We start from the raw sequence: 19,158 nt of genomic DNA, 5'->3' as shown, positions 1-19,158 counted from the left end.
ATCAGGATGAGTGAGCTATGAGTAACCCTACGGCACCAAGCCCGCGTAACGGTATTTTATCCCTGACCATCAAGGATAAGTCGGTTCTGTATGCCGCTTATATGCCCTTCGTCAAACATGGCGGCCTTTTCATCCCGACCAATAAAAACTATGGCCTGGGTGACGAAGTATTCATGTTGTTGAATCTGATGGATGAGCCGGAAAAAATTCCGGTCGCCGGCAAGGTGATCTGGGTCACCCCCAAGGGCGCTCAAGGCAATCGGGCCGCTGGTATTGGCGTACAGTTCAGCGATCAGGACAACACGGCCCGCAGTAAAATCGAAACCTATCTGGCCGGTGCGCTGAAGTCAGATCGTCCAACTCACACCATGTAATCTGCCGCTATGCTGATCGACTCCCACTGCCATCTGGATCGCCTGGATCTGACTGCCCATGACGGCTCGCTGGACGCTGCTCTGGATGCAGCGAGACAGCGTGGCGTTGGCAAATTCCTGTGCATCGGCGTCGACGCTGCAAACGCGCCCACGGTCAAACAGATCGCCGAGCAGCATTCGGACGTATTCTGTAGTGTCGGGATTCATCCGCTGGACCTGTCCCGTGAGGCCCCTACGGATCTTGACTGGCTGCTCACCGCACTGGACCACCCGCGGGTAGTTGCCATCGGTGAAACCGGTCTGGATTATCACTACGAACCCGAGATGGCCGCGCAGCAGCAAATTTCCTTTCGCTATCATTTGCAGGCGGCCGAGCAAACCGGCAAACCGGTTATCATCCACACCCGCGAGGCGCGCGCCGACACGCTGGCGCTGTTGCGTGAGGCCGATCTGGCGAACGCCGGCGTGCTGCACTGTTTTACCGAAGACTGGGATATGGCCCGTGCTGCGCTGGATATGGGTTACTACATTTCCCTCTCGGGTATTGTCACCTTCCGCAATGCTGAAGCGCTGCGTGATGTAGCGCGTAAGGTCCCTGCAGACCGTCTATTGGTTGAAACCGACTCTCCCTATCTGGCCCCGGTACCGCACCGCGGCAAGCCTAACGAGCCGCAATATGTCTGCGATGTCGCGGCCTTTCTCGCCGAGGTACGCGGGGAGGCTCTGGAGCAGTTGTGGCAGAACACCACAGAGAATTTCCATCGACTCTTTCCACTGACGCTCTAGCTGATCCGTTAGCAATGCGAGCAGATATTCGGGCAAAAAAAACCCGAATTCTGGGGGGAGAATTCGGGTCAAGACCATTAGGAGTGTTGCGAGGACAGGCGGGGTGCCTGTCCTGACAGGCAGCTATGTCTGGGGGGGACGTCGCTGACCTGATGCCTTAAGTATTGTTCAAACTGCTCAACATGCCAGCGCATCCGCTCCCGATTTATAAACTGATTTGGAATACGTGGAAGGCAACTTATCGTGATCGGTTGTTAGCAGGGTATCTCCCGGCAAAATAGCGAGCTGTCACTATACTGTCATTGGTTGGACTTAAGGTTCGACTGATTTGTGTTGTAACTGACACCACAGAGACTGACATCAAAAGGATTGCCGCCATGCGCTTGAAGCAGATTCTCGTTCCCGCCGTTTTGACTCTCACCCTACCGCTGACAGCCATGGCAGAAGAACTGCGCCTGCTGACCTGGGGTGGCTATGCCCCCGAAGAAGTTGTGAACCAATTTGAGGAAGAAACCGGTATTGAGGTGCAGGTTACCCTGTCCAATAACGAAGACATGATTTCCAAGCTGCGCGCTACCGGTGGTGCAGGCTTTGATCTGGTGCAGCCCAGCCAGGACCGTATTACCAGCGCTCAGCAAGAGTTTCGTATCTACAAACCGATGGACTTGAGCAAGGTCGACTCTGCGCTTTTTATCGACTCCATGCTGGCGGCGACTCGCCGAAATACCAGCATTGGTGATGATGTCTATGCCGTACCCCACGTCTGGGGCACTACCGGCCTGATCGTGCACGATAGTGTTGCTGATCAGGTGAAAGACTTTGCTGACCTGTGTAAACCAGAGCTGGCTGGGAAGGTGTCCTATCGGTTGCGCCGTCCGATTCTCATCGGTATGGCCTTTTCCATGGGCGAGGATCCCTTCGCCGCCTATGACGATGAAGATGCCTACGCTGCGATGATGGCCAAGGTCGAAGAGAAGCTGATTGCCTGCAAGCCGAACGTCAAAGCCTACTGGAGTGGCGGCGACGAACTAATCAATCTGGTCGCTTCCGGCGAAGTGGTAGCAGCCAAAGGCTGGGATGCCGGAGGCTGGAAACTGCAGGCAGAGAATCCGCAGATTCGTTTTGTCGCCCCTGCCAGCGGTGCACTGGGCTGGATTGATACCTTCGCCTTGCCGCGCCGTGGTGAAAATGACGAGGCGGCCTACAAGTGGATCAACTTTGTCATGCAGCCGGAAGTGGCAGCCAAGATCACTCAATCCGCGGGCAACTTCACTGCGGCCAAGGGCGCTGAAGAATTTGTTGATGACAAGCTCAAGGCCAGCTTTGAAAGTAGTTTTGACCAGCAGGCGCTGGATAACATCAAATGGTATCCGCCGGTCCCAGCCGGGCTTGAGACCCTGGAAGGTCAGATACTTGACCGAGTCAAAGCGGCCAACTGAGATGCCGGCAACCGGGTAATCACTCGGTTATTCGCTACATGACTTCAGCATGGCGCGGCCTCTGGTCGCGCCATGCTCTGGTAACGGACTGTCCATGCCTGCAAACCCAGATACTATTTTCGAATCTCGTGACCTGAACTCCCTTGATCTCGAGACCCTTGACCTCGAATGCCGCGGCCTGCACAAGCAGTTCGCCGGCCAGTCGGCGGTCGCGGATGTTTCCTTCGGTATTCCATCGGGTTCTTTCTTTTCCATCCTCGGGCCATCCGGTTGCGGCAAGACAACCTTGCTGCGCATGCTCGCTGGGTTCCTTGAACCCGACAGCGGCGATATTCGTATCAAGGGTCAGTCGATGTTGGGAATACCGCCGAACAAGCGCCCGTTGAATATGGTCTTTCAGCATCTGGCGTTGTTTCCGATGATGAGCGTTGAAGACAACATCGCTTACGGCCTCAAACGCCGTGGTGCTGACAAGGCCGAGATTCGCCATCGCGTAGGCGATGTGCTGGAGCGGGTCGGTCTGCCGGATGTGGGCAAGCGCAAGCCCGATGCGCTATCGGGCGGCCAGAAGCAGCGTATTGCCATCGCTCGCTGTCTGGTGCTGGAGCCAGCGGTGCTGCTGCTGGATGAACCCCTCGGCGCACTCGATCTCAAATTGCGCGAGCAGATGAAGGTGGAGCTTAAGCAACTACAGCAAACCTTCGGCACCACTTTCGTCTATATCACTCATGATCAGTCCGAAGCGCTTGTGATGTCCGACCAGGTGGCAGTGATGAATCAGGGCCGGTTCGAGCAGGTAGGTAGCCCGCAAACCCTGTATTACCAACCAGCGACCCCTTTTGTTGCCGGCTTTGTCGGCGATTCGAATCGTCTGCAGGGTACTTTGCAGCGTGAGGGTCTCGTCCGCATCCCCTCTGGCCAGGAATTCAGTGCGCGGGCAGCGGGCTCGGAAGTGGCTTCTGTTGGCAAAGCGGTGAGCCTGTTTGTCCGTCCGGAGAGCATCACGCCTTTTTTGCCAGGTACCTCTGCTCAGGCAGACAATCTGCTGGAGGTGCAAATAGACACGCTTTTGTTTGACGGCGCCAATAGCCGAATCAGCGTTAGCGGTATGCATGGCGGGCCGGAACTCACCGTGCGCCTGCCACAAACCCCGGAGTACGCACGGCTGCGCGAGGGTGACCGTTTGCACATTGGCTGGATGGCAGATCAGGCGTTGTACTTTGCTGCGGAGCCGACATAAGCATGGCCGCGCCTAAGGTGGCTGCACGCAGGTTGGTCGGCATGAGCACGCTATTGTTGATGCTGCCGTTACTGCTCTGGCTGTTTCTGCTGATTTTCTTGCCGCATCTGGACATGTTTGCCGTCGCCCTGCGTGAACGGGTAGGGTTTGGCGAATACCGTTTCAGCTGGATGCACTTCGAGCTGTTTTTCTCCGAATCACTGTATTGGCGTACCTTTCTGCGCACCGCGGTGATGTCCATGCTGACCACCTTGTTGACGCTGATAATCGCGCTGCCGATCGCCTGGTATATCGCCAAACTGGTGCGCGGCCGCGTCCGCTCCCTGCTGTTTATGGCGTGCCTGATCCCGTTCTGGGTCAGCGAACTGGTGCGTACTTACGGCTGGATGATTCTGTTGCGTGAAAGTGGGGTCATCAGCGGCGTACTGCAATGGAGCGGGCTGGCCGATGCGCCGGTCGAGATGTTGTATAACGACGTGGCCATCATGGTGGGGCTCATTTATGCCTCGATGCTGTTTATGCTGGTACCGCTGGTCACCACGCTCGACAGTCTGGATAACAGCCTGGTGGAGGCGGCCTATGATCTGGGCGGCAATCACTTTACCGTCACCCGCGACATTATTATCCCGCACGCGATGCCCGGTATCGTATCGGGCTCTATCGTGGTGTTCATGCTCTCACTGGGTAACTATCTGACGCCGGTCCTGCTCGGCGGCAAAGACAGCCTCTGGTTTACCGAGCAGATATTCACTCAGTTCATCACCCGCTTCAACTGGGAGCAGGGCGCCGCATTCGGCGTGTTGTTGCTGGTTCTCTCGTCCCTGATTGTCTGGTTAGGACTGAAGCTCAGCGGGCAGTCCTTCGCCGAGACGATGAAATGATTGCATCGCTACCCCTCAGCCGCCGCTTCCAATGGACCTACGCGGCCTATGTGCTGATCTTCTTTGTCTATCTGGCAGCCCCCTTGCTGGTGGTGGGCGTATTTGCCTTCAACGACAGTCGATTCCCGGCCTTGCCCTGGCAAGGTTTTACTCTGGACTGGTTTATCGCGGAGGGTGGCGGACGCACCGGGCTGTTTCATGACCGTGCGATTCTGCGCAGTGTCGGTACCAGTGCACTAGTGGCCAGTTGTGTCACTGTGCTATCGGTGAGCCTGGCGACCATGAATGCCTTTCTGTTCGAGCGGCATGTGTTTCCCGGCAAGAACCTGCTGTTTATCCTGATGCTGTTGCCGCTGGTGATTCCGGGAGTAATTCTAGGGATCTCGATTTTGATCTTCGCCAGCCGCATTGCCAATTACTTCGACTTCAACCACGACATCATGCTCGACATGCTTCGCCCTGGCTTGCTGCTGGTGGTGCTCGGTCAGTTCGCGTTTCTGACCACCATTGCCACTTTGGTGATTTCGGCGCGACTGCGGACCTTTGATACGCAGTTGGAGGAGGCCGCCTGCAATCTCGGCGCCAGCCCGTTTACCGCAGTGCGGACCGTGACCTTGCCGTTTCTTGCACCGGCAATTATCGGTGCCGCCCTGGTGTGTTTTCTGATGTCCTTCGAGAATTTCAATACCACGCTGATGTTGGTGGGTTCCGATGCGCCGCTGACCATCACGCTGTTCAGCCGCCTGCGCGAGGGCGCCACTCCGGTGCTTAACGCCGTGTCGCTATTGCTGATGCTGGGCTCCATGCTGCTGGCGCTGATCAGTATTCGGGTTCAAAAAAAGGCCTGACGGTCAGCTTTGAATCAATGCATGGGCAATTGGTCATGAAGTTGGCATAATGCTGTGCTTTGCCGGTATGGAAAACACAGTCAATATGCAGAAAGAATCACGCAAGCTTCGCGAGTTCCGACGCCGCGAGCAGGAAATCCTCGACACCGCGTTGCGCCTGTTTCTGGAACAGGGTGAAGACAGCGTTACCGTGGAAATGATCGCCGATGAAGTAGGCATCGGGAAGGGCACCATCTATAAGCACTTCAAATCCAAGGCGGAGATCTACCTGCGCTTGATGCTGGACTATGAGCGTGACCTGTCGACACTGCTCAACTCCGAAGGCATCGAACGGGACCGTGAGGCCCTGTCCCGAGATTATTTCGAGTTCCGTATGAGCGATCCTGAGCGCTACCGGCTGTTCGATCGCTTGGAGGAAAAACTGGTTAAATCCAATCAGTTACCAGAGCTTGTTGAGGAACTACACAAGATACGTGCTTCCAACTTCAATCACCTCACCGGCGTGATTCAGGAACGCATTGATGATGAAAAGCTGGAGAACGTGCCAGCCTATTTCCATTATTGCGCGGCCTGGGCTTTGGTGCATGGCGCGATGGCGATGTATCACTCGCCGTTCTGGCAGGAGGTGATTGAAGACAAGGAGGGTTACATGCAGTTTCTGATGGATATCGGTGTGCGCATGGGCAACAAATCAAAACGCAGGAAAGACACCGAAACGCTGTGAGCCACGAAACTACTCGGGGTGAAGCGGGTCTGTTGTGCACTGCCGGGTAGCGTGTTTTTTACCCGTTATTCCGTTACTGCCGAGAGAGAATTGCCGTGCCATCTATCCATTTAGCCCTGGGTCTGTTGTTGAGCTTGCTCGTCATGAATGCTCAAGCGCGTGACTATGCCTTCAGTGACGCCCATTTCCATTATGTGGACTTTTTCCAGGAAAGTGAGGGTATCAAGGCCTTGCTGGAAAAAATGGATGAGTCGAACATCGATCACATCATGTTCTCCGGGATTCCCGTAGCGAAAAAATGGCATGAGAATGAACCGCAGCGCCCGCGCTATTACGCTGGTGATGATGCCGCAGCGTACTGGTATAGCGCGACAGATTTCATCATCCTCAGAGCCCTTGAGCATCTGACACCCGACCAGCGCAAGCGTTTTCATCCGTTTCTCTCAGGCTTCAACCCCAACGACAAGAACGCCGACGCGCATATCCGCCGCCTGCTGGAGATGAATCCCGGTGTGTGGAAGGGGTTGGGCGAGGTATTTACCCGCCACGACGACCTGACTGCATTGATCAGCGGTGATGTGCCCCGGGCCAACAATGAAGCCATGTACCGTATCTATGCGCTGGCCGAGGAGTTCGATCTTCCGGTGATGGTGCATAGCAACATTACGTCCAAGCGCGAGCGCATGCCGCTGTACCTGGAAGAGATCGAGGACCCGCTGCGTTATTTCCCCAACGTGCGTTTCATCTGGGCGCATGCCGGCACCAGCATGGAGCTGCACCGGCACCAGGAAAAGCTCGAATTCCTGTTCGATACGGTCAAGCGCATGCTGGAAACCTATCCCAATCTGTATATCGACCTGTCCTGGACGGTTCTGGATCCGTATCTGTTGAACAAGGACGGGGAGGCGAATGCGCAGTGGGTTAAGCTGGTAACCGACTACCCGGACCGGTTTATGCTCGGCTCTGATGTGGTTGGCAGCTTCAAGAATATGGACAAATACCTGGACGCATTCATTCCATTTCTGGACGCGCTGCCGGAAGAGGTGGCGCACAAGGTAGCGCGGGATAATTTCCTTGCGGTGCTGCCCAGTGAGAAGGAGCAGGACTGATGTCAGCTTTTCCGATCGACTATATTGAACCGGTGTTTCGCCCGCCGAGTGAGGCCCACTCACTGATCTTGCCGGTCACCAACGGCTGTTCGTGGAACAATTGCACTTTCTGTGAAATGTACACTGCGCCGCAGAAAAAATTCCGTGCCCGTGATGAAAACCAGGTGCTGGAAGAGATTCGCAAGAGTGGCGAACAACTGATCGTCCAGCGCGTATTCCTGGCTGACGGCGATGCGATGATCCTGCCGACCAAACGCCTGCTGCGCATTCTCGAGGCGATTCGCGAGCATATGCCCAGTGTCGAGCGCGTGACCTCCTATTGCTTGCCGCGCAATCTCAAACGCAAATCGGTGGAGGAGCTTCGGCAGTTGCGCGAAGCGGGTCTGGCGATGCTGTATGTAGGCGCCGAGTCCGGCGATGACCAGGTGCTTGAGCGGGTCAATAAGGGCGAGACTTATGCCAGTACCGAAGAGGCCTTGAGCAAGTCCGGCGAAGCCGGCATACAGCGCTCGGTGATGATTCTCAATGGCCTGGGCGGCAAAGGCCTGAGTGAGCAGCACGCCTTGAATTCGGCACGGTTGATGAATGCCACTCAGCCGGAGTTTCTGTCCACGCTGGTGGTCAGCTTTCCGCAAGGCCTCGCACGTTATCGCGAGCGCTTCCCGGATTTCGAGCCGCTTGATCAGCCCAGCCTGTTCCGCGAACTGGAAAGTCTGATCGGCATGCTTGAACTGGACAATACCGTGTTTCGCAGCGACCATGCCTCCAATGCCCTGGTGCTAAAAGGCGTGCTGGGGGCCGACAAAGAGCGCATGCTGGCTCAGGTGCAGGCTGCTATCAGCCGGCCAGAGCAGGCGCGACTGCGACCGGAATGGATGCGCGGCTTATAGCAAGTTGCATAGGGGAGTCACCATGCGTTGGATTGGATTGCTGGTTGTGCTGGGCTTGTTGGCTGGCTGCATGAAGCCATCGGATATGCAAAAAAGTGCGCGTTATTATCTCGGCGATGCCGGGCTGATGAACCATTACGAGATCAAACGCAATGCCACATGGCGCTTGCAGCCGGATTCAAGCCTCTATATTGCCCAAGGGCATTTCGTTCCTGTGGGCCATCCCTATGCTCGCCCGAACGTGGTAGCCGAAGAAGCCTTCGCCGCAGCTGTTCAGGTATTCCCCCTGACACGCCAGGCTGAGCAGCCCCTGGGGCTGGAAGAATCCCTGGAGCAGGCCTACCTGCACCGGTCCGATTACCTACTCTATACCCGCTTCGCCCGGGCCGACGATGCGGTGGGTGACGCCGAGCACTGGAACGAGTCCCGCGACCTAGGCGATGTCGGGCTGGATCGAGCGGTATTGCAAATGATGCTGATGGAAACTTCAACGAGGCAACTGGTGGACTTTGCTGTTGTCGAAACCCGTGGCGGCTTTATGCAATTTTACCAGGCCGAGCCCGAGGACCTGTTGCGTCCTCCACTGGAAGACTACACCCGTCGCCTGCTCGGTCGCTGAGGAGTTATTCATGTCCAAGCGTCAATTACCCCCGCAATCGTTGATCGACAGTATTCCCGGCGGAGCTGCGGGCGAGGCCCGCGAGCCGGCTCCGGTGCATTTGTGGAATCCGCCGCTGAGTGGCGAAATGGATATGCAGATTGCCCGCGACGGTACTTGGTATCACGAGGGTGACCCTATTGGCCGCAAGGCGCTGGTCCAGCTGTTTGCCGGCATCCTCAAGTACGATGACGATGGCCGTTACTACCTGGTGACGCCAGTCGAACGCTGGGCGATCAAGGTCGACGATGCACCTTTTGTCGCCACCCAGTTGAAAGTAGAAGGGCAGGGCGAACAGCAGAAGCTGGTATTCACCACCAATCTGCAAGACAGCTTTGCGGCAGGAAAGGATCACCCTATTCGCGTCACGGTAGATCCTGAGACTCAGGAACCGTCACCCTACGTGCTGGTTCGCACCAACCTCGAAGCCTTGATCAATCGTAATCTGTTTTACGAGCTGGCAGAGTTGGCAGTCGACCGCCAACATAACGGCAAAACCTGCCTGGGCGTTTGGAGCCAGGAATGTTTCTTTCCGATAGACGGTAGTGCTGCCTGAACAGTCTGCCGTGCCCACCAAACGGGCAGTTCAAGGGTGCCAATCGCGGCATCCTTTCTGGCAGCGTCAAGTCAAGTAAAAAAGCATTTTTTTCTACCCTCCAGCATATTGATATTTACCATATCTGGGTCTAGCATTGCCTCCAATGCACAATACGTAGTGTTTTCTTTCCCGCGGTCCTCAGTACGGTTCATTTCGTCTGAATGGCTTATTGCGCGGGGCATAGACGGTGTTTCAGGAGGATAAGAATGAACCAGACAGCCAAGGTGCAGCGCTTGCACAATGTGGTAAACGATATTCCCATGCAGCCAGCATCATTGGACATCTGGGATACCAAATACCGCCTTAAAACCAAGGACGGTGTAGCTCTCGACAAAACCGTTGACGAGACCTACCAGCGCGTTGCCCGGGCCATAGCCGATGTTGAGGCTCCCGAACTGCGTGAGCATTGGTACGAGCAGTTTCTCTGGGCTTTGCGCCATGGCGCCATCCCCGCGGGCCGTATCACTTCCAACGCCGGCGCCCTTGAGCATAAACCTGCGACATCGACCATCAACTGCACAGTCAGTGCGACCATCGGTGACTCGATGGACGATATTCTGTCCAAGCTGCACGAAGCCGGTCTGACGTTGAAGGCTGGTTGCGGTATCGGTTATGAATTTTCCACCTTGCGGCCCAAGGGCGCCTACGTCTCCGGCGCGGGTGCATACACCTCCGGCCCGCTGTCGTTCATGGATATCTACGACAAGATGTGCTTTACCGTATCTTCTGCCGGTGGCCGTCGTGGCGCGCAGATGGCGACTTTCGATGTCGGCCATCCGGATGTAATGGACTTTATTCGCGCCAAGCGCGAGGGCGGCCGCTTGCGCCAGTTCAACCTGTCGCTGCTGATCACTGAAGACTTTATGGCCGCCGTTGCTGCCGATTCGGATTGGAAACTGTCCTTCCCGCTGACCCAGGCTGAAGTCGATGCCGACAAGCTTGATCTGGATAACGACGATCAGGTGATCTGGCGCGAGCTGCCCGCTACCCAGCGCTACCTGACCCGGAAAGATGGACGTGTAGCCTGCCGGGTGTCGAAGGTGATCAAGGCCCGACGTATCTGGGACATGATCATGACCTCGACGTACGACTTCGCCGAGCCGGGCTTTATTCTGATCGACCGCGTCAACCAGATGAACAACAACTGGTTCTGTGAAGAGATCCGCGCCACCAACCCCTGTGGTGAGCAGCCATTGCCGCCGCACGGCGCCTGCCTGCTGGGCTCGATCAACCTGACACTGTTTGTACGCGATCCCTTTACCGACAAGGCGCGTTTCGACTGGGATGAATATCGCAAGGTCGTGGATATCTTTACCCGTATGCTCGATAACGTGGTGGAGATCAACGGCCTGCCACTGGAGCAGCAGCGTAACGAGATTTTCCGCAAGCGCCGCCACGGCATGGGCTTTCTGGGTCTGGGCTCAACCATGACCATGTTGTGCATGAAATATGGCGAAGCCAAGTCATTGGATTTCACCGAGCAGGTGTCCAAGGAAATGGCTGTTCAAGGCTGGCGTACAGCGCTGCAGCTGGCAGAAGAGAAGGGCGCCGCGCCGATCATGGATGAAGACTTCACCGTGACCGAAGCGATGCTGGTCAAACGTCCGGAAATGCGCAAGGACGGCATCAAAGCTGGCCAGAAGATCAAGGGCAAGGTCCTGTGGGCCAAGTACAGCCGCTACATGCAGCAAGTAGCCGGCGAGGACGCCGATCTGGTCAAGGCGCTGATCGAGAAGGGTGGTCGCTTCACTCATCACAGTTCCATCGCACCCACGGGCACCATCTCCCTGTCGCTGGCCAATAATGCCTCCAACGGCATTGAGCCGAGTTTTGCTCATCACTATTTCCGTAACGTGATCCGTGAAGGCAAGAAGTCCAAGGAAAAGGTCGACGTGTTCAGCTTCGAATTGCTGGCTTACCGTCACTTTGTTAACCCGGAAGCCTTACCGAGCATGGAAGCGGCCAGCCGCAACCTACCCGATTACTTTATTGCTGCAGACGATGTGAAGCCCACTGAGCATGTGGACGTGCAGGCTGCTGCGCAGAAGTGGATAGATTCATCTATCTCCAAAACCGCCAACGTACCGACCGATTATCCCTATGAAGACTTCAAGGATATTTATCGCTATGCGTTCGAGAAGGGCCTGAAGGGTTGCACCACCTTCCGCTTCAACCCTGAAGCTTTCCAGGGTGTATTGGTCAAGGAGCAGGATCTGGCCAACACCACCTACCGCTTCAAGCTGGAAGATGGCAGTTTTGTGGAGGCCAAGGGCGGTGACGAGATTGAGTATGATGGCGAGATGCACAGCGCTGCCAATCTCTACGACGCGCTGAAAGAAGGCTACTACGGTAAGTTCTGAGCCGGCTGGCTATAAGTCGCAACCGCCGCCCAATAACATGAACAGCAAGAAGCCCCGCGCTGCGGGGTGAGGATAAAGTACCATGGCACTGAAAATCAGCAGCAAAATTGTCGACTACTCGGTGGTAAAAGCCGATGAGCCGGCCCAGACGGTCGAGCCTACCGAGGCCGAGATCCAACTGGAAGAAATGCATGAGAAACTCAAGCGCCCCGAGTTTCTCGAGGGCTCTACCTACAAGATCAAGACGCCGACCTCCGAGCATGCGATCTACGTCACGATCAATGACGTGATTCTCAATCACGGTAGTGACCATGAGATCCGCCGGCCATTCGAGATCTTCATCAACTCCAAGAATATGGAGCACTACCAGTGGATTTCAGCGCTTACGCTGATTATCTCCGCCGTGTTCCGTAAAGGCGGTGATTGCACCTTCCTGGTTGAGGAACTGCGTAGCGTATTCGATCCCAAGGGTGGCTACATGAAGCGTGGCGGCCGTTGGATGCCATCCTTGGTCGCTGAAATTGGTGACGTGCTGGAGCAGCATCTCAAGCGCATCGGCATGATGGTGGACGAGATGGACGAGCACCAGCGGGCTTATCTGGAGCAGAAGCGTGCCGAATTTGTGGCGATCAAGCCACAGGGTCAGGCGGCTGCCGATTGCGATGACAGCACCGCGGCTTATCCGCCGGGCGCGCAGATGTGCGGCAAATGCCACACCCAGGCGGCAGTGCAGATGGACGGTTGCATGACCTGTCTCAACTGTGGCGATAGCAAATGCGGTTGAAGTTTCGGCAGTGACGTTCTGACAAACTCGCAATAACCAAGCCCCTTTTTAGGGGCTTTTTTTATACCTCGAAGGCATATGTAACGGGGATGAAACAGATAACACCTCGAATATACGCTGCAGTACTTTTTGTATCATTTTTGCAACACCCTATGATGATGAAGAAGGCTCTAGAAGCGCCCTGGTAATCACCTCTTGCCACCCATTATGTAACCTGCTTGAGACAGTTGGCAGAAGCTATATACACCCGAACCAGCCAAGTCCTTGTTAACTAACGTGTCGCGCAAGGCGGCATGGAATCTGCTTTATTCATGTATCGCTGCCGTGCAGTCGCAACAGGGACAACGGACATGAAGGATTCAGAACGGGTGGGGAGCTGGTGTGCAGTCTTGCTTGGGATGGCGACTATGATTGCGCCTACCTCGTTACTGGCAGCCGGCGGCGACATTCTTCTTTCTCGCGAGGTTCAGCCCCGCGCCGCAACACGCGAACCCCTGGTACCCGACCCTAATCCCCGGGTCGTCAATCCCAAGCCAAGCACCTATGTAGGTGAAGATCTGCAAATGCGCAGCGTCCCTGGGGAACTGGACGACGGCGATTTTGCCGCCGTCACCAGCGGTGCACGCATGACCCAGCAACTTCTGTCACCCACGGCGCAGGGTGTACATTCCGCCACGTCCAGGCTGGGCAATCCCTCAAGCGTAGCAGGTAACAACCCTGTGGGGCATGCCGGCGGGTCGCTCGGCAAGATAGACAGCAATGTCAATCGCAGCATCCAGCAAGGCTTGCGGCCTTTACAGATCCTCCAGAGGCAATGAAATGAATTCCGCCAATCTAGTTGTTGCTGTCGCCATCGCCTCGTTACTCGGTTCCGCTGCTGCTTTGGGTGAAATGTCCGCCAACGCTGATATTCAATCCAGTGGTAAAGGCTATAACGGCGTAGTGATGATCAACCAGGCAGTCGGCGACGGCCAGCAGCAGGTCAATGTCCGGGCATTGGCTGCCGGCGATAATGCGCAAGCGCGAATCAAGGTTGAACAGATCCGCGACATCATTCTTGAAGAGCAGATTCAGCTTGATGCCAACGCCCGGATCGGCGGAGATGCGTTCAGCCAGGGAGATGGCGTGTTAGGGATCAATCAGAGTGCCGGTATCGGCAATCAGCAGATTAACGCTTTCCGCATCGAAGTGGGTTCGATGCCGGAAAGCCTGGATGACAGTGGTCTGGCACAGAGTGTCGCACCGTCATCTATTAACTCGGGAGCAGTAGCGCCTCAGAGTGGCCAACGCCAGGTCAGCATTGATGATCAGGCTTTTGCCGACAGTCGTGGTGTGGTGCAGCTGAACCAGAGTGCCGGGGTAGGGAACCGCATGGTTAATAACCTCGGCATCCGGATCATGGACTGATCCAAATACTGCCTGCTAAACGCAAGGATATATTAATCGAAAGGAGATTTACCATGAAGACTCAAAAACTGCTGACACCTCTGGCTCTGGCCATGGTTGCAATGCTGTCTGTTGGCGCTCACGCGGATAGTTCTGGTGCAAATGCCAGTATCGTCGATGCTCAGAACAATGAAGGTAACGAAGCTGTAAATGACAGCGTTACCAATAACGCTCTGGTTGACGGTTCGCTGGGTGGCGCATCAGGTAACGTTGGCGTCAACGTTGCAGCTGGCGACAATAACCAGCAAGCCAACGCTGCTGCTATTGCTACAGCTGATTCCGCTTTTGTATTCGGCTTCATTGGGACAGGCACTTCTGCCCAGGCCAGCATTGATGTGGATCAGGCTAACCACCACAATGAAGTTGAAAACCATGGCGTGCCAAATACTGCTGCTCTGACCAATTCGGCCAATGGCACCAGCGGTAACATGGGTATCAACGTCGCCGCAGGCAACAGCAATCAGCAGAAAAATGATATGGCTGTCGCCTCATCAGAAACTGCTTATACCGCTAACGCTTCTGTGAATGTCTATCAGAATTCGCATGACAACCTCGTCTCCAATGAGTCCCTCGGCGGAAGCCACGGTGGCTGGGGCTATGGTTATGGCGGTGGCGGCCAGCCCAGTGTTCCGGTAGTCAACAGCGCTGTTCTGGGCAGTTCGCTGGTCAACGTTTCCGGCAACGTTGGGGCTAACATCGCAGCAGGTAGTGGTAACCAGCAAAGCAACTCGCTGGCTATCGCAGCAGGGTGTACTGCTTGCCCTAGCTTGTAATAGCAAGCCTAGCCCAGGCACTCAGTGCCTGGGCTTCACCGTTTCTGGTTCTGGTATACCGTTGGGCAATGGGAGGCGTGATGAAAGGGATCGGTCTGGCTATAGCGCTGGCCTCACTTGCGGCGCCGCTGATCACTGTGCAGGCGCAAACGGCGCCCAAACCCTTCGCTGCTTTACCCAATGGTGCTCTCATTTATAAGCCCGTCACCAGTATGCGTGAGCGGCGCTTCATTAATCTGGTGGAGCAGGAGACTGACTTCAGTTGCGGGGCAGCGGCACTTGCCACCGTATTGAATCAGGCCTATGGCTGGGAGTTTACCGAAGCGGACGTGATTCAGGGCATGCTTGCCGAAGCTGATATGGAGCTGGTGCGCACCCAAGGCTTCTCCATGCTCGACATGAAACGGTTTGCCGAAACAATCGGCCTGCGCGCACGCGGCTATCGCATTCCGCCCGAGCAACTGGAACAGGTAAAGGTACCCGCTATCGTGCTGATCGATGTGCGTGGTTACAAGCATTTTGTCGTTATGCAAACCAGCAGTGACGGCTGGGTGTATATCGGCGATCCGGTCCTGGGTCATAAAAAAATGACCCTCGAGGATTTCACCCAGGGGTGGAACGGCATCATCTTTGCGGTGATTGGACCGGGCTATGATCGGGACAATGCCTTGTTGTCTCCCCCAGAGCCCTTGACTGCCAAACACAGGCTGGATCGGTTCAGACCGGTACCTGATGCAGAGCTGCTCGACTTCGGTTTTATTCAAAGTGATTTTTTTTAGCGCACAGCGCTGGGAACCCTAGGTTCCGGGAGCGACACATGAACAGGAAACATTGGTGGGTGGTAGGCGTGATAAGTCTCAGCCTACCCGTCAATGCGGCCAGTCTTTTTCAGCCGGTAGAGATCAGCGATGCGGAGCTGTCACAGCTGCGTGGTCGTTACGTGCTGCCAGACCGGGTCATTCATTTTGGGGTCACCATGAGTACCTTCTGGCAGAACAACGCCGGGCAATCGATTGGCGCGAATGTCACTCTGCAAGTGAGCGGCCAAGCGCAGCCCAGCTTGCATGTCAGTTATGTTGGGCAAGCTGAAAGCGGAGGTAATGCAGTAGTGCCTGGCGTCGGTCAGGTTCTCGGTGGTAACGGCCTTGCGCAGGTCCAGGGTATCAGCCAGAGCGTACGCAGCGCGGGTGATTACAACGATGCGTTGAATGATTTGAGCATATCTATCAGTAACACTATGGAAAGCCTGCCAACACCGGAAGGTCAGGCATGGAGCGGTAATACCCAGTACTCCAACGAAGCGGGTAGCGTGCAGATCACCAACCAGGCTGGCGGCCTGCGCCTGGCGCTTGACGCGAATGGGCAGGGCCTCGCGCAACAGCATATTGGTGGTGGCAATGTACTGCAGCAAGCAAATATAAACAGCAGTTTGAACAGCGTGCGAAACCTTGCTGCATTGAACATCGCACTGCGTGATCGGCCGCTGAATATGGACCTGGCAAATTGTACCTGGGAACAGCTTAGAGCCTTACGACCAGCAGGGTATTGAAGGAGTCATTCAGTTCATAACAATAAGGAAGCGCATCATGCAATATTCTGGACGCGGTTTAGTATGGGGCTTGATCGGAGTCAGTTCAGTCGCCTTCGCACAACCGGAGGAGGTAGATCTGCGCCGACAACTGGAAGAGTTGCAAAAGCGCTATGAAGCGCAGCAAAACGCGTTGATGATTCTTGAACAGCGGATCCGGCAGGTAGAAGGGCGTCGCGCTGAAGCCGTCGCCGAAGCCAATCAACGGAATGTACCGGTCTCGCCTCCTACCCAGACGGCGCAGTCCACCCAGTCAAGCCAGCCAACTCAGACGGCCAGGGCCGGCTCAGGTTATGGCGAATCGCTGAAAGAGTCGTCCGAACCGGCGCCGAGCGTGGAAGCGCTATATCAGGAAGCCAGTGGCTTTTTCGGTGGCGGCACCTTCAGCCTCGAACCGGGCATCACCTACAGCCATTACGACACCAGGCAGTTGTTCCTGAATGGGTTTCTGGCGCTGGATGCGATTTTTCTGGGTAACCTGGGGATCGATGAAATTAACGCCGATACCTTTACCTTCGATCTGACCGGACGCTACAACTGGCGTCAGCGCTGGCAGTTTGATGCAAACATCCCCGTGGTGTACCGGCAAACCACTTACCAATCCGCGGGAGCCGGTGGTTCCAGCGCGGAGTTCAGCGAAGAGAAGGTGACCGGAGATCCGCGCCTGGGGGATATCAGTGTAGGTGTGGCTTACAAGTTTCTTGACGAGTCACCTGGCGTACCCGATGCGGTGGCCAGCCTGCGGGTCCGGATGCCGACCGGTAAGGATCCGTATGGCATCAAGCTGGACACAGTGCCTGGTAACGATAACCTCAGCGTACCTGAAGACCTGCCCACCGGTAACGGCGTCTGGTCGGTGACGCCGGGTATTTCCCTGGTCAAGACGGTCGATCCTGCGGTGTTGTTCGGCAATCTCTCGTACACCTACCACCTGGAAGGTGACTTCTCCGATATCAGCCCGCAGATCGGTGTCAAAGTGCCAGGCAAGGTCCAGCTGGGCAATTATTTTCAGTTGGGTGTGGGGATGGCGTTTGCGCTTAACGAACGGATGAGTATGTCGATGTCGTTCTCCGAACTGATCAGCCGCTCAAGTCGTATCAGACCGGACGGCAGTGGCTGGCAAACAGTCAACGGCAGCGACGTTAACGCGGCTTACTTCAATCTGGGAGCGACCTTCGCGGCGACCGATCGGTTGACGGTTGTACCCAGTCTGGCCATAGGTTTGACCCCGGATGCGCCAGACTTCAGCGTCAGTGTGAAATTCCCTTACTACTATTGAGAGCTCATGCCGCAAAACCCGCCATCAGATGATCTGATGGCGGTGCAGCATGCGGTAGAGGGTTGGTCGCGAGATTCCCAGGGTTTCTGCCACGCGGCACATGTTGTCGGGATTCAGTGTTAGCGCATCCTGCAGCGCCTGCTTCTCTGCGCGCAAGATGTAGTTCTCCAGGCGTTCAGCCACTTTGACCCGTTCCTGCGCCGCCGCCAGACCCAGATCTGATGGTTCTATTGTGCGACCCTCGGCGAGAACCATGCCTCGTCGTACGCGGTTGGCCAGTTCGCGCACATTGCCCGGCCAGCCATGTTGCAGCATGGCTTTTATACTCGCCTCGCTGAACGGGCGAGGCTTTCGGCCTACTTCTCCTGCGTACAACTGGGCAAAATGCTGAGCCAGAATGGGAATGTCTGCATGGCGGTCACGTAAGGGGGCGGTCTGTATTTCAAGCACATTCAACCGGTAGTACAGGTCTTCGCGAAACCCGCCTTCTACAATGGCCGCTTCAAGGTCAATGTGGGTAGCTGCCACCACACGCACATCCACCTGAATCGGCTGAGTGCTGCCGACCCGCTCAATCTGCATTTCCTGAAGAAAACGCAGCATGTTGGCCTGCAGTTCCAGCGGCAGATCACCTATCTCATCAAGAAACAGAGTGCCGCCGTTGGCCGCTTCGATGCGACCGATCTTGCGCTGGTGGGCACCGGTAAAAGCACCCTTTTCATGGCCAAACATTTCTGATTGAATCAGTTGCTCAGGTATCGCGCCACAGTTGACCGCGACAAAGGGCTTGTTTGCGCGGCGGGATTTCCAGTGCAATGCGCGCGCGACTAGCTCTTTACCCGTACCGCTTTCGCCGCGTATCAACACCGGCGAGTCAGTGGTTGCGCAGCGTGTCACCAGCTTGCGCAGTGTCTTGGCCTGGGCGCTGCTGCCAAGAAATTCGTGATCTTCCTTTAGTGCGAAATGCCGAGTGAGGTTGCGTAAGCGCGACATGCCGTAGGCACGGCCGAGAGCAGCCTGCATGCGTTGGAAATCGAAGGGGAGAGTGTAAAAGTCAAAAAACCATTCGCTGATGAATGAGCGCATGGCGGTCTTGTCCTTCACATCCTGATCAATGACTGCAATCCATTCTCCGCCGCTTTGACGGATCACCCGCTTGAGCATCTCTTGCTGTTGCAGGTGGCTGTCGAGCAAATGGATGACGCCGACATCGCACTCTTTGCCGGCAGCATGGTTCAGGCTGGTGTTTACAATGCGCCAGCCGGTTTGAGTCAAGTTGTTCAGTAAACAGCTCCATTCGGCGAATGTTTCCACCACCAGAAGCTTCCTAGCACCTGTATCAATTTTATCGAGCATCACAGCTCCTTCACGCTCCTAAATT

20 protein-coding genes are annotated in these 19,158 nt (G+C 55.8%); 19 read left to right on the top strand and 1 reads right to left on the bottom strand.

Features of this window, described 5'->3' with window-relative positions:
- Positions 1 to 17 precede the first annotated feature (17 nt).
- The 19 genes from DT594_RS06335 to DT594_RS06245 all read left to right on the top strand — a co-directional run bounded on the left by DT594_RS06335 (position 18) and on the right by DT594_RS06245 (position 17,777).
- Positions 18 to 374 (top strand): PilZ domain-containing protein, encoded by a 357-nt coding sequence (locus tag DT594_RS06335; RefSeq protein WP_096348103.1) that lies wholly within the window; start codon positions 18 to 20, stop codon positions 372 to 374.
- Positions 375 to 383: 9 nt separating this feature from the next.
- Positions 384 to 1,160 (top strand): TatD family hydrolase, encoded by a 777-nt coding sequence (locus DT594_RS06330; protein ID WP_149331852.1) that lies wholly within the window; start codon positions 384 to 386, stop codon positions 1,158 to 1,160.
- A 377-nt stretch (positions 1,161 to 1,537) separates the two neighbouring features.
- Positions 1,538 to 2,599 (top strand): extracellular solute-binding protein, encoded by a 1,062-nt coding sequence (locus DT594_RS06325; protein ID WP_149331851.1) that lies wholly within the window; start codon positions 1,538 to 1,540, stop codon positions 2,597 to 2,599.
- 94 nt (positions 2,600 to 2,693) lie between these two features.
- The gene (locus DT594_RS06320) at positions 2,694 to 3,839 is read left to right on the top strand and encodes an ABC transporter ATP-binding protein (RefSeq protein WP_149331850.1); all 1,146 of its coding nucleotides are present in this window, start codon (positions 2,694 to 2,696) and stop codon (positions 3,837 to 3,839) included.
- 2 nt (positions 3,840 to 3,841) lie between these two features.
- Positions 3,842 to 4,720: an ABC transporter permease gene (locus tag DT594_RS06315; protein WP_096348107.1), complete on the top strand. Its 879-nt coding sequence runs from the start codon at positions 3,842 to 3,844 to the stop codon at positions 4,718 to 4,720.
- Positions 4,717 to 5,568 carry an ABC transporter permease gene (locus tag DT594_RS06310; RefSeq protein WP_149331849.1) on the top strand — a complete coding sequence of 284 codons (852 nt, stop codon included), beginning with the start codon at positions 4,717 to 4,719 and terminating at the stop codon, positions 5,566 to 5,568. Before DT594_RS06315 ends, DT594_RS06310 begins: the two co-directional genes overlap by 4 nt.
- A gap of 85 nt (positions 5,569 to 5,653) precedes the next feature.
- Positions 5,654 to 6,292, top strand: a complete 639-nt coding sequence (locus DT594_RS06305) for a TetR/AcrR family transcriptional regulator (RefSeq protein ID WP_149331848.1) — start codon at positions 5,654 to 5,656, stop codon at positions 6,290 to 6,292.
- Positions 6,293 to 6,435: 143 nt separating this feature from the next.
- Positions 6,436 to 7,401 (top strand): amidohydrolase family protein, encoded by a 966-nt coding sequence (locus DT594_RS06300; protein WP_178091469.1) that lies wholly within the window; start codon positions 6,436 to 6,438, stop codon positions 7,399 to 7,401.
- Entirely contained in the window at positions 7,401 to 8,291 is an 891-nt protein-coding gene (locus DT594_RS06295) for a radical SAM protein (RefSeq protein WP_149331846.1), read from the top strand. Before DT594_RS06300 ends, DT594_RS06295 begins: the two co-directional genes overlap by 1 nt.
- A 22-nt stretch (positions 8,292 to 8,313) precedes the next feature.
- The gene (locus DT594_RS06290) at positions 8,314 to 8,910 is read left to right on the top strand and encodes a DUF4823 domain-containing protein (RefSeq protein WP_149331845.1); all 597 of its coding nucleotides are present in this window, start codon (positions 8,314 to 8,316) and stop codon (positions 8,908 to 8,910) included.
- Between the two features lie 10 nt (positions 8,911 to 8,920).
- Positions 8,921 to 9,505, top strand: a complete 585-nt coding sequence (locus DT594_RS06285) for a DUF1285 domain-containing protein (RefSeq protein ID WP_149331844.1) — start codon at positions 8,921 to 8,923, stop codon at positions 9,503 to 9,505.
- A gap of 248 nt (positions 9,506 to 9,753) precedes the next feature.
- Entirely contained in the window at positions 9,754 to 11,907 is a 2,154-nt protein-coding gene (locus DT594_RS06280) for an adenosylcobalamin-dependent ribonucleoside-diphosphate reductase (RefSeq protein ID WP_149331843.1), read from the top strand.
- 82 nt (positions 11,908 to 11,989) lie between these two features.
- A complete protein-coding gene (locus DT594_RS06275; protein ID WP_149331842.1) occupies positions 11,990 to 12,691 on the top strand; it encodes a TSCPD domain-containing protein in 702 nt (233 codons plus the stop codon).
- A gap of 407 nt (positions 12,692 to 13,098) precedes the next feature.
- Positions 13,099 to 13,509 carry a hypothetical protein gene (locus DT594_RS06270; protein ID WP_149331841.1) on the top strand — a complete coding sequence of 137 codons (411 nt, stop codon included), beginning with the start codon at positions 13,099 to 13,101 and terminating at the stop codon, positions 13,507 to 13,509.
- A gap of 1 nt (position 13,510) precedes the next feature.
- Positions 13,511 to 14,098 carry an adhesin gene (locus DT594_RS06265; RefSeq protein WP_149331840.1) on the top strand — a complete coding sequence of 196 codons (588 nt, stop codon included), beginning with the start codon at positions 13,511 to 13,513 and terminating at the stop codon, positions 14,096 to 14,098.
- Positions 14,099 to 14,151: 53 nt separating this feature from the next.
- On the top strand, positions 14,152 to 14,910 hold the full coding sequence (locus DT594_RS06260) for a hypothetical protein (RefSeq protein WP_149331839.1): 759 nt from the start codon (positions 14,152 to 14,154) through the stop codon (positions 14,908 to 14,910).
- 80 nt (positions 14,911 to 14,990) lie between these two features.
- Positions 14,991 to 15,689, top strand: a complete 699-nt coding sequence (locus DT594_RS06255) for a C39 family peptidase (RefSeq protein WP_149331838.1) — start codon at positions 14,991 to 14,993, stop codon at positions 15,687 to 15,689.
- A 38-nt stretch (positions 15,690 to 15,727) separates the two neighbouring features.
- A complete protein-coding gene (locus tag DT594_RS06250; RefSeq protein ID WP_149331837.1) occupies positions 15,728 to 16,459 on the top strand; it encodes a hypothetical protein in 732 nt (243 codons plus the stop codon).
- A 37-nt stretch (positions 16,460 to 16,496) separates the two neighbouring features.
- Positions 16,497 to 17,777 (top strand): hypothetical protein, encoded by a 1,281-nt coding sequence (locus DT594_RS06245; RefSeq protein ID WP_394244296.1) that lies wholly within the window; start codon positions 16,497 to 16,499, stop codon positions 17,775 to 17,777.
- Between the two features lie 24 nt (positions 17,778 to 17,801).
- Here the strand turns inward: DT594_RS06245 and DT594_RS06240 are convergent, their stop codons facing one another.
- The gene (locus DT594_RS06240) at positions 17,802 to 19,133 is read right to left on the bottom strand and encodes a sigma-54 dependent transcriptional regulator (protein WP_149331836.1); all 1,332 of its coding nucleotides are present in this window, start codon (positions 19,131 to 19,133) and stop codon (positions 17,802 to 17,804) included.
- Between the last annotated feature and the right edge of the window lie 25 nt (positions 19,134 to 19,158).

Origin of the sequence: Halopseudomonas laoshanensis (genome assembly GCF_008365385.1) — a bacterium.
GTDB classification, from domain to species: Bacteria; Pseudomonadota; Gammaproteobacteria; order Pseudomonadales; family Pseudomonadaceae; genus Halopseudomonas; species Halopseudomonas laoshanensis.
This window is presented reverse-complemented; position numbering and strand designations above follow the sequence as displayed.

What these genes read in the sequence shown, in the direction of transcription:
- DT594_RS06285 (WP_149331844.1), top strand. Translation starts at nt 8,921, where the DNA reads ATGTCCAAGCGTCAATTACCCCCGCAATCGTTGATCGACAGTATTCCC.
- DT594_RS06290 (WP_149331845.1), top strand. Translation starts at nt 8,314, where the DNA reads ATGCGTTGGATTGGATTGCTGGTTGTGCTGGGCTTGTTGGCTGGCTGC.
- DT594_RS06280 (WP_149331843.1), top strand. Translation starts at nt 9,754, where the DNA reads ATGAACCAGACAGCCAAGGTGCAGCGCTTGCACAATGTGGTAAACGAT.
- DT594_RS06315 (WP_096348107.1), top strand. Translation starts at nt 3,842, where the DNA reads ATGGCCGCGCCTAAGGTGGCTGCACGCAGGTTGGTCGGCATGAGCACG.
- DT594_RS06295 (WP_149331846.1), top strand. Translation starts at nt 7,401, where the DNA reads ATGTCAGCTTTTCCGATCGACTATATTGAACCGGTGTTTCGCCCGCCG.
- DT594_RS06270 (WP_149331841.1), top strand. Translation starts at nt 13,099, where the DNA reads ATGATTGCGCCTACCTCGTTACTGGCAGCCGGCGGCGACATTCTTCTT.
- DT594_RS06310 (WP_149331849.1), top strand. Translation starts at nt 4,717, where the DNA reads ATGATTGCATCGCTACCCCTCAGCCGCCGCTTCCAATGGACCTACGCG.
- DT594_RS06240 (WP_149331836.1), bottom strand. Translation starts at nt 19,133, where the DNA reads ATGCTCGATAAAATTGATACAGGTGCTAGGAAGCTTCTGGTGGTGGAA.
- DT594_RS06335 (WP_096348103.1), top strand. Translation starts at nt 18, where the DNA reads ATGAGTAACCCTACGGCACCAAGCCCGCGTAACGGTATTTTATCCCTG.
- DT594_RS06305 (WP_149331848.1), top strand. Translation starts at nt 5,654, where the DNA reads ATGCAGAAAGAATCACGCAAGCTTCGCGAGTTCCGACGCCGCGAGCAG.
- DT594_RS06250 (WP_149331837.1), top strand. Translation starts at nt 15,728, where the DNA reads ATGAACAGGAAACATTGGTGGGTGGTAGGCGTGATAAGTCTCAGCCTA.
- DT594_RS06260 (WP_149331839.1), top strand. Translation starts at nt 14,152, where the DNA reads ATGAAGACTCAAAAACTGCTGACACCTCTGGCTCTGGCCATGGTTGCA.
- DT594_RS06300 (WP_178091469.1), top strand. Translation starts at nt 6,436, where the DNA reads ATGAATGCTCAAGCGCGTGACTATGCCTTCAGTGACGCCCATTTCCAT.
- DT594_RS06325 (WP_149331851.1), top strand. Translation starts at nt 1,538, where the DNA reads ATGCGCTTGAAGCAGATTCTCGTTCCCGCCGTTTTGACTCTCACCCTA.
- DT594_RS06245 (WP_394244296.1), top strand. Translation starts at nt 16,497, where the DNA reads ATGCAATATTCTGGACGCGGTTTAGTATGGGGCTTGATCGGAGTCAGT.
- DT594_RS06320 (WP_149331850.1), top strand. Translation starts at nt 2,694, where the DNA reads ATGCCTGCAAACCCAGATACTATTTTCGAATCTCGTGACCTGAACTCC.
- DT594_RS06275 (WP_149331842.1), top strand. Translation starts at nt 11,990, where the DNA reads ATGGCACTGAAAATCAGCAGCAAAATTGTCGACTACTCGGTGGTAAAA.
- DT594_RS06255 (WP_149331838.1), top strand. Translation starts at nt 14,991, where the DNA reads ATGAAAGGGATCGGTCTGGCTATAGCGCTGGCCTCACTTGCGGCGCCG.
- DT594_RS06330 (WP_149331852.1), top strand. Translation starts at nt 384, where the DNA reads ATGCTGATCGACTCCCACTGCCATCTGGATCGCCTGGATCTGACTGCC.
- DT594_RS06265 (WP_149331840.1), top strand. Translation starts at nt 13,511, where the DNA reads ATGAATTCCGCCAATCTAGTTGTTGCTGTCGCCATCGCCTCGTTACTC.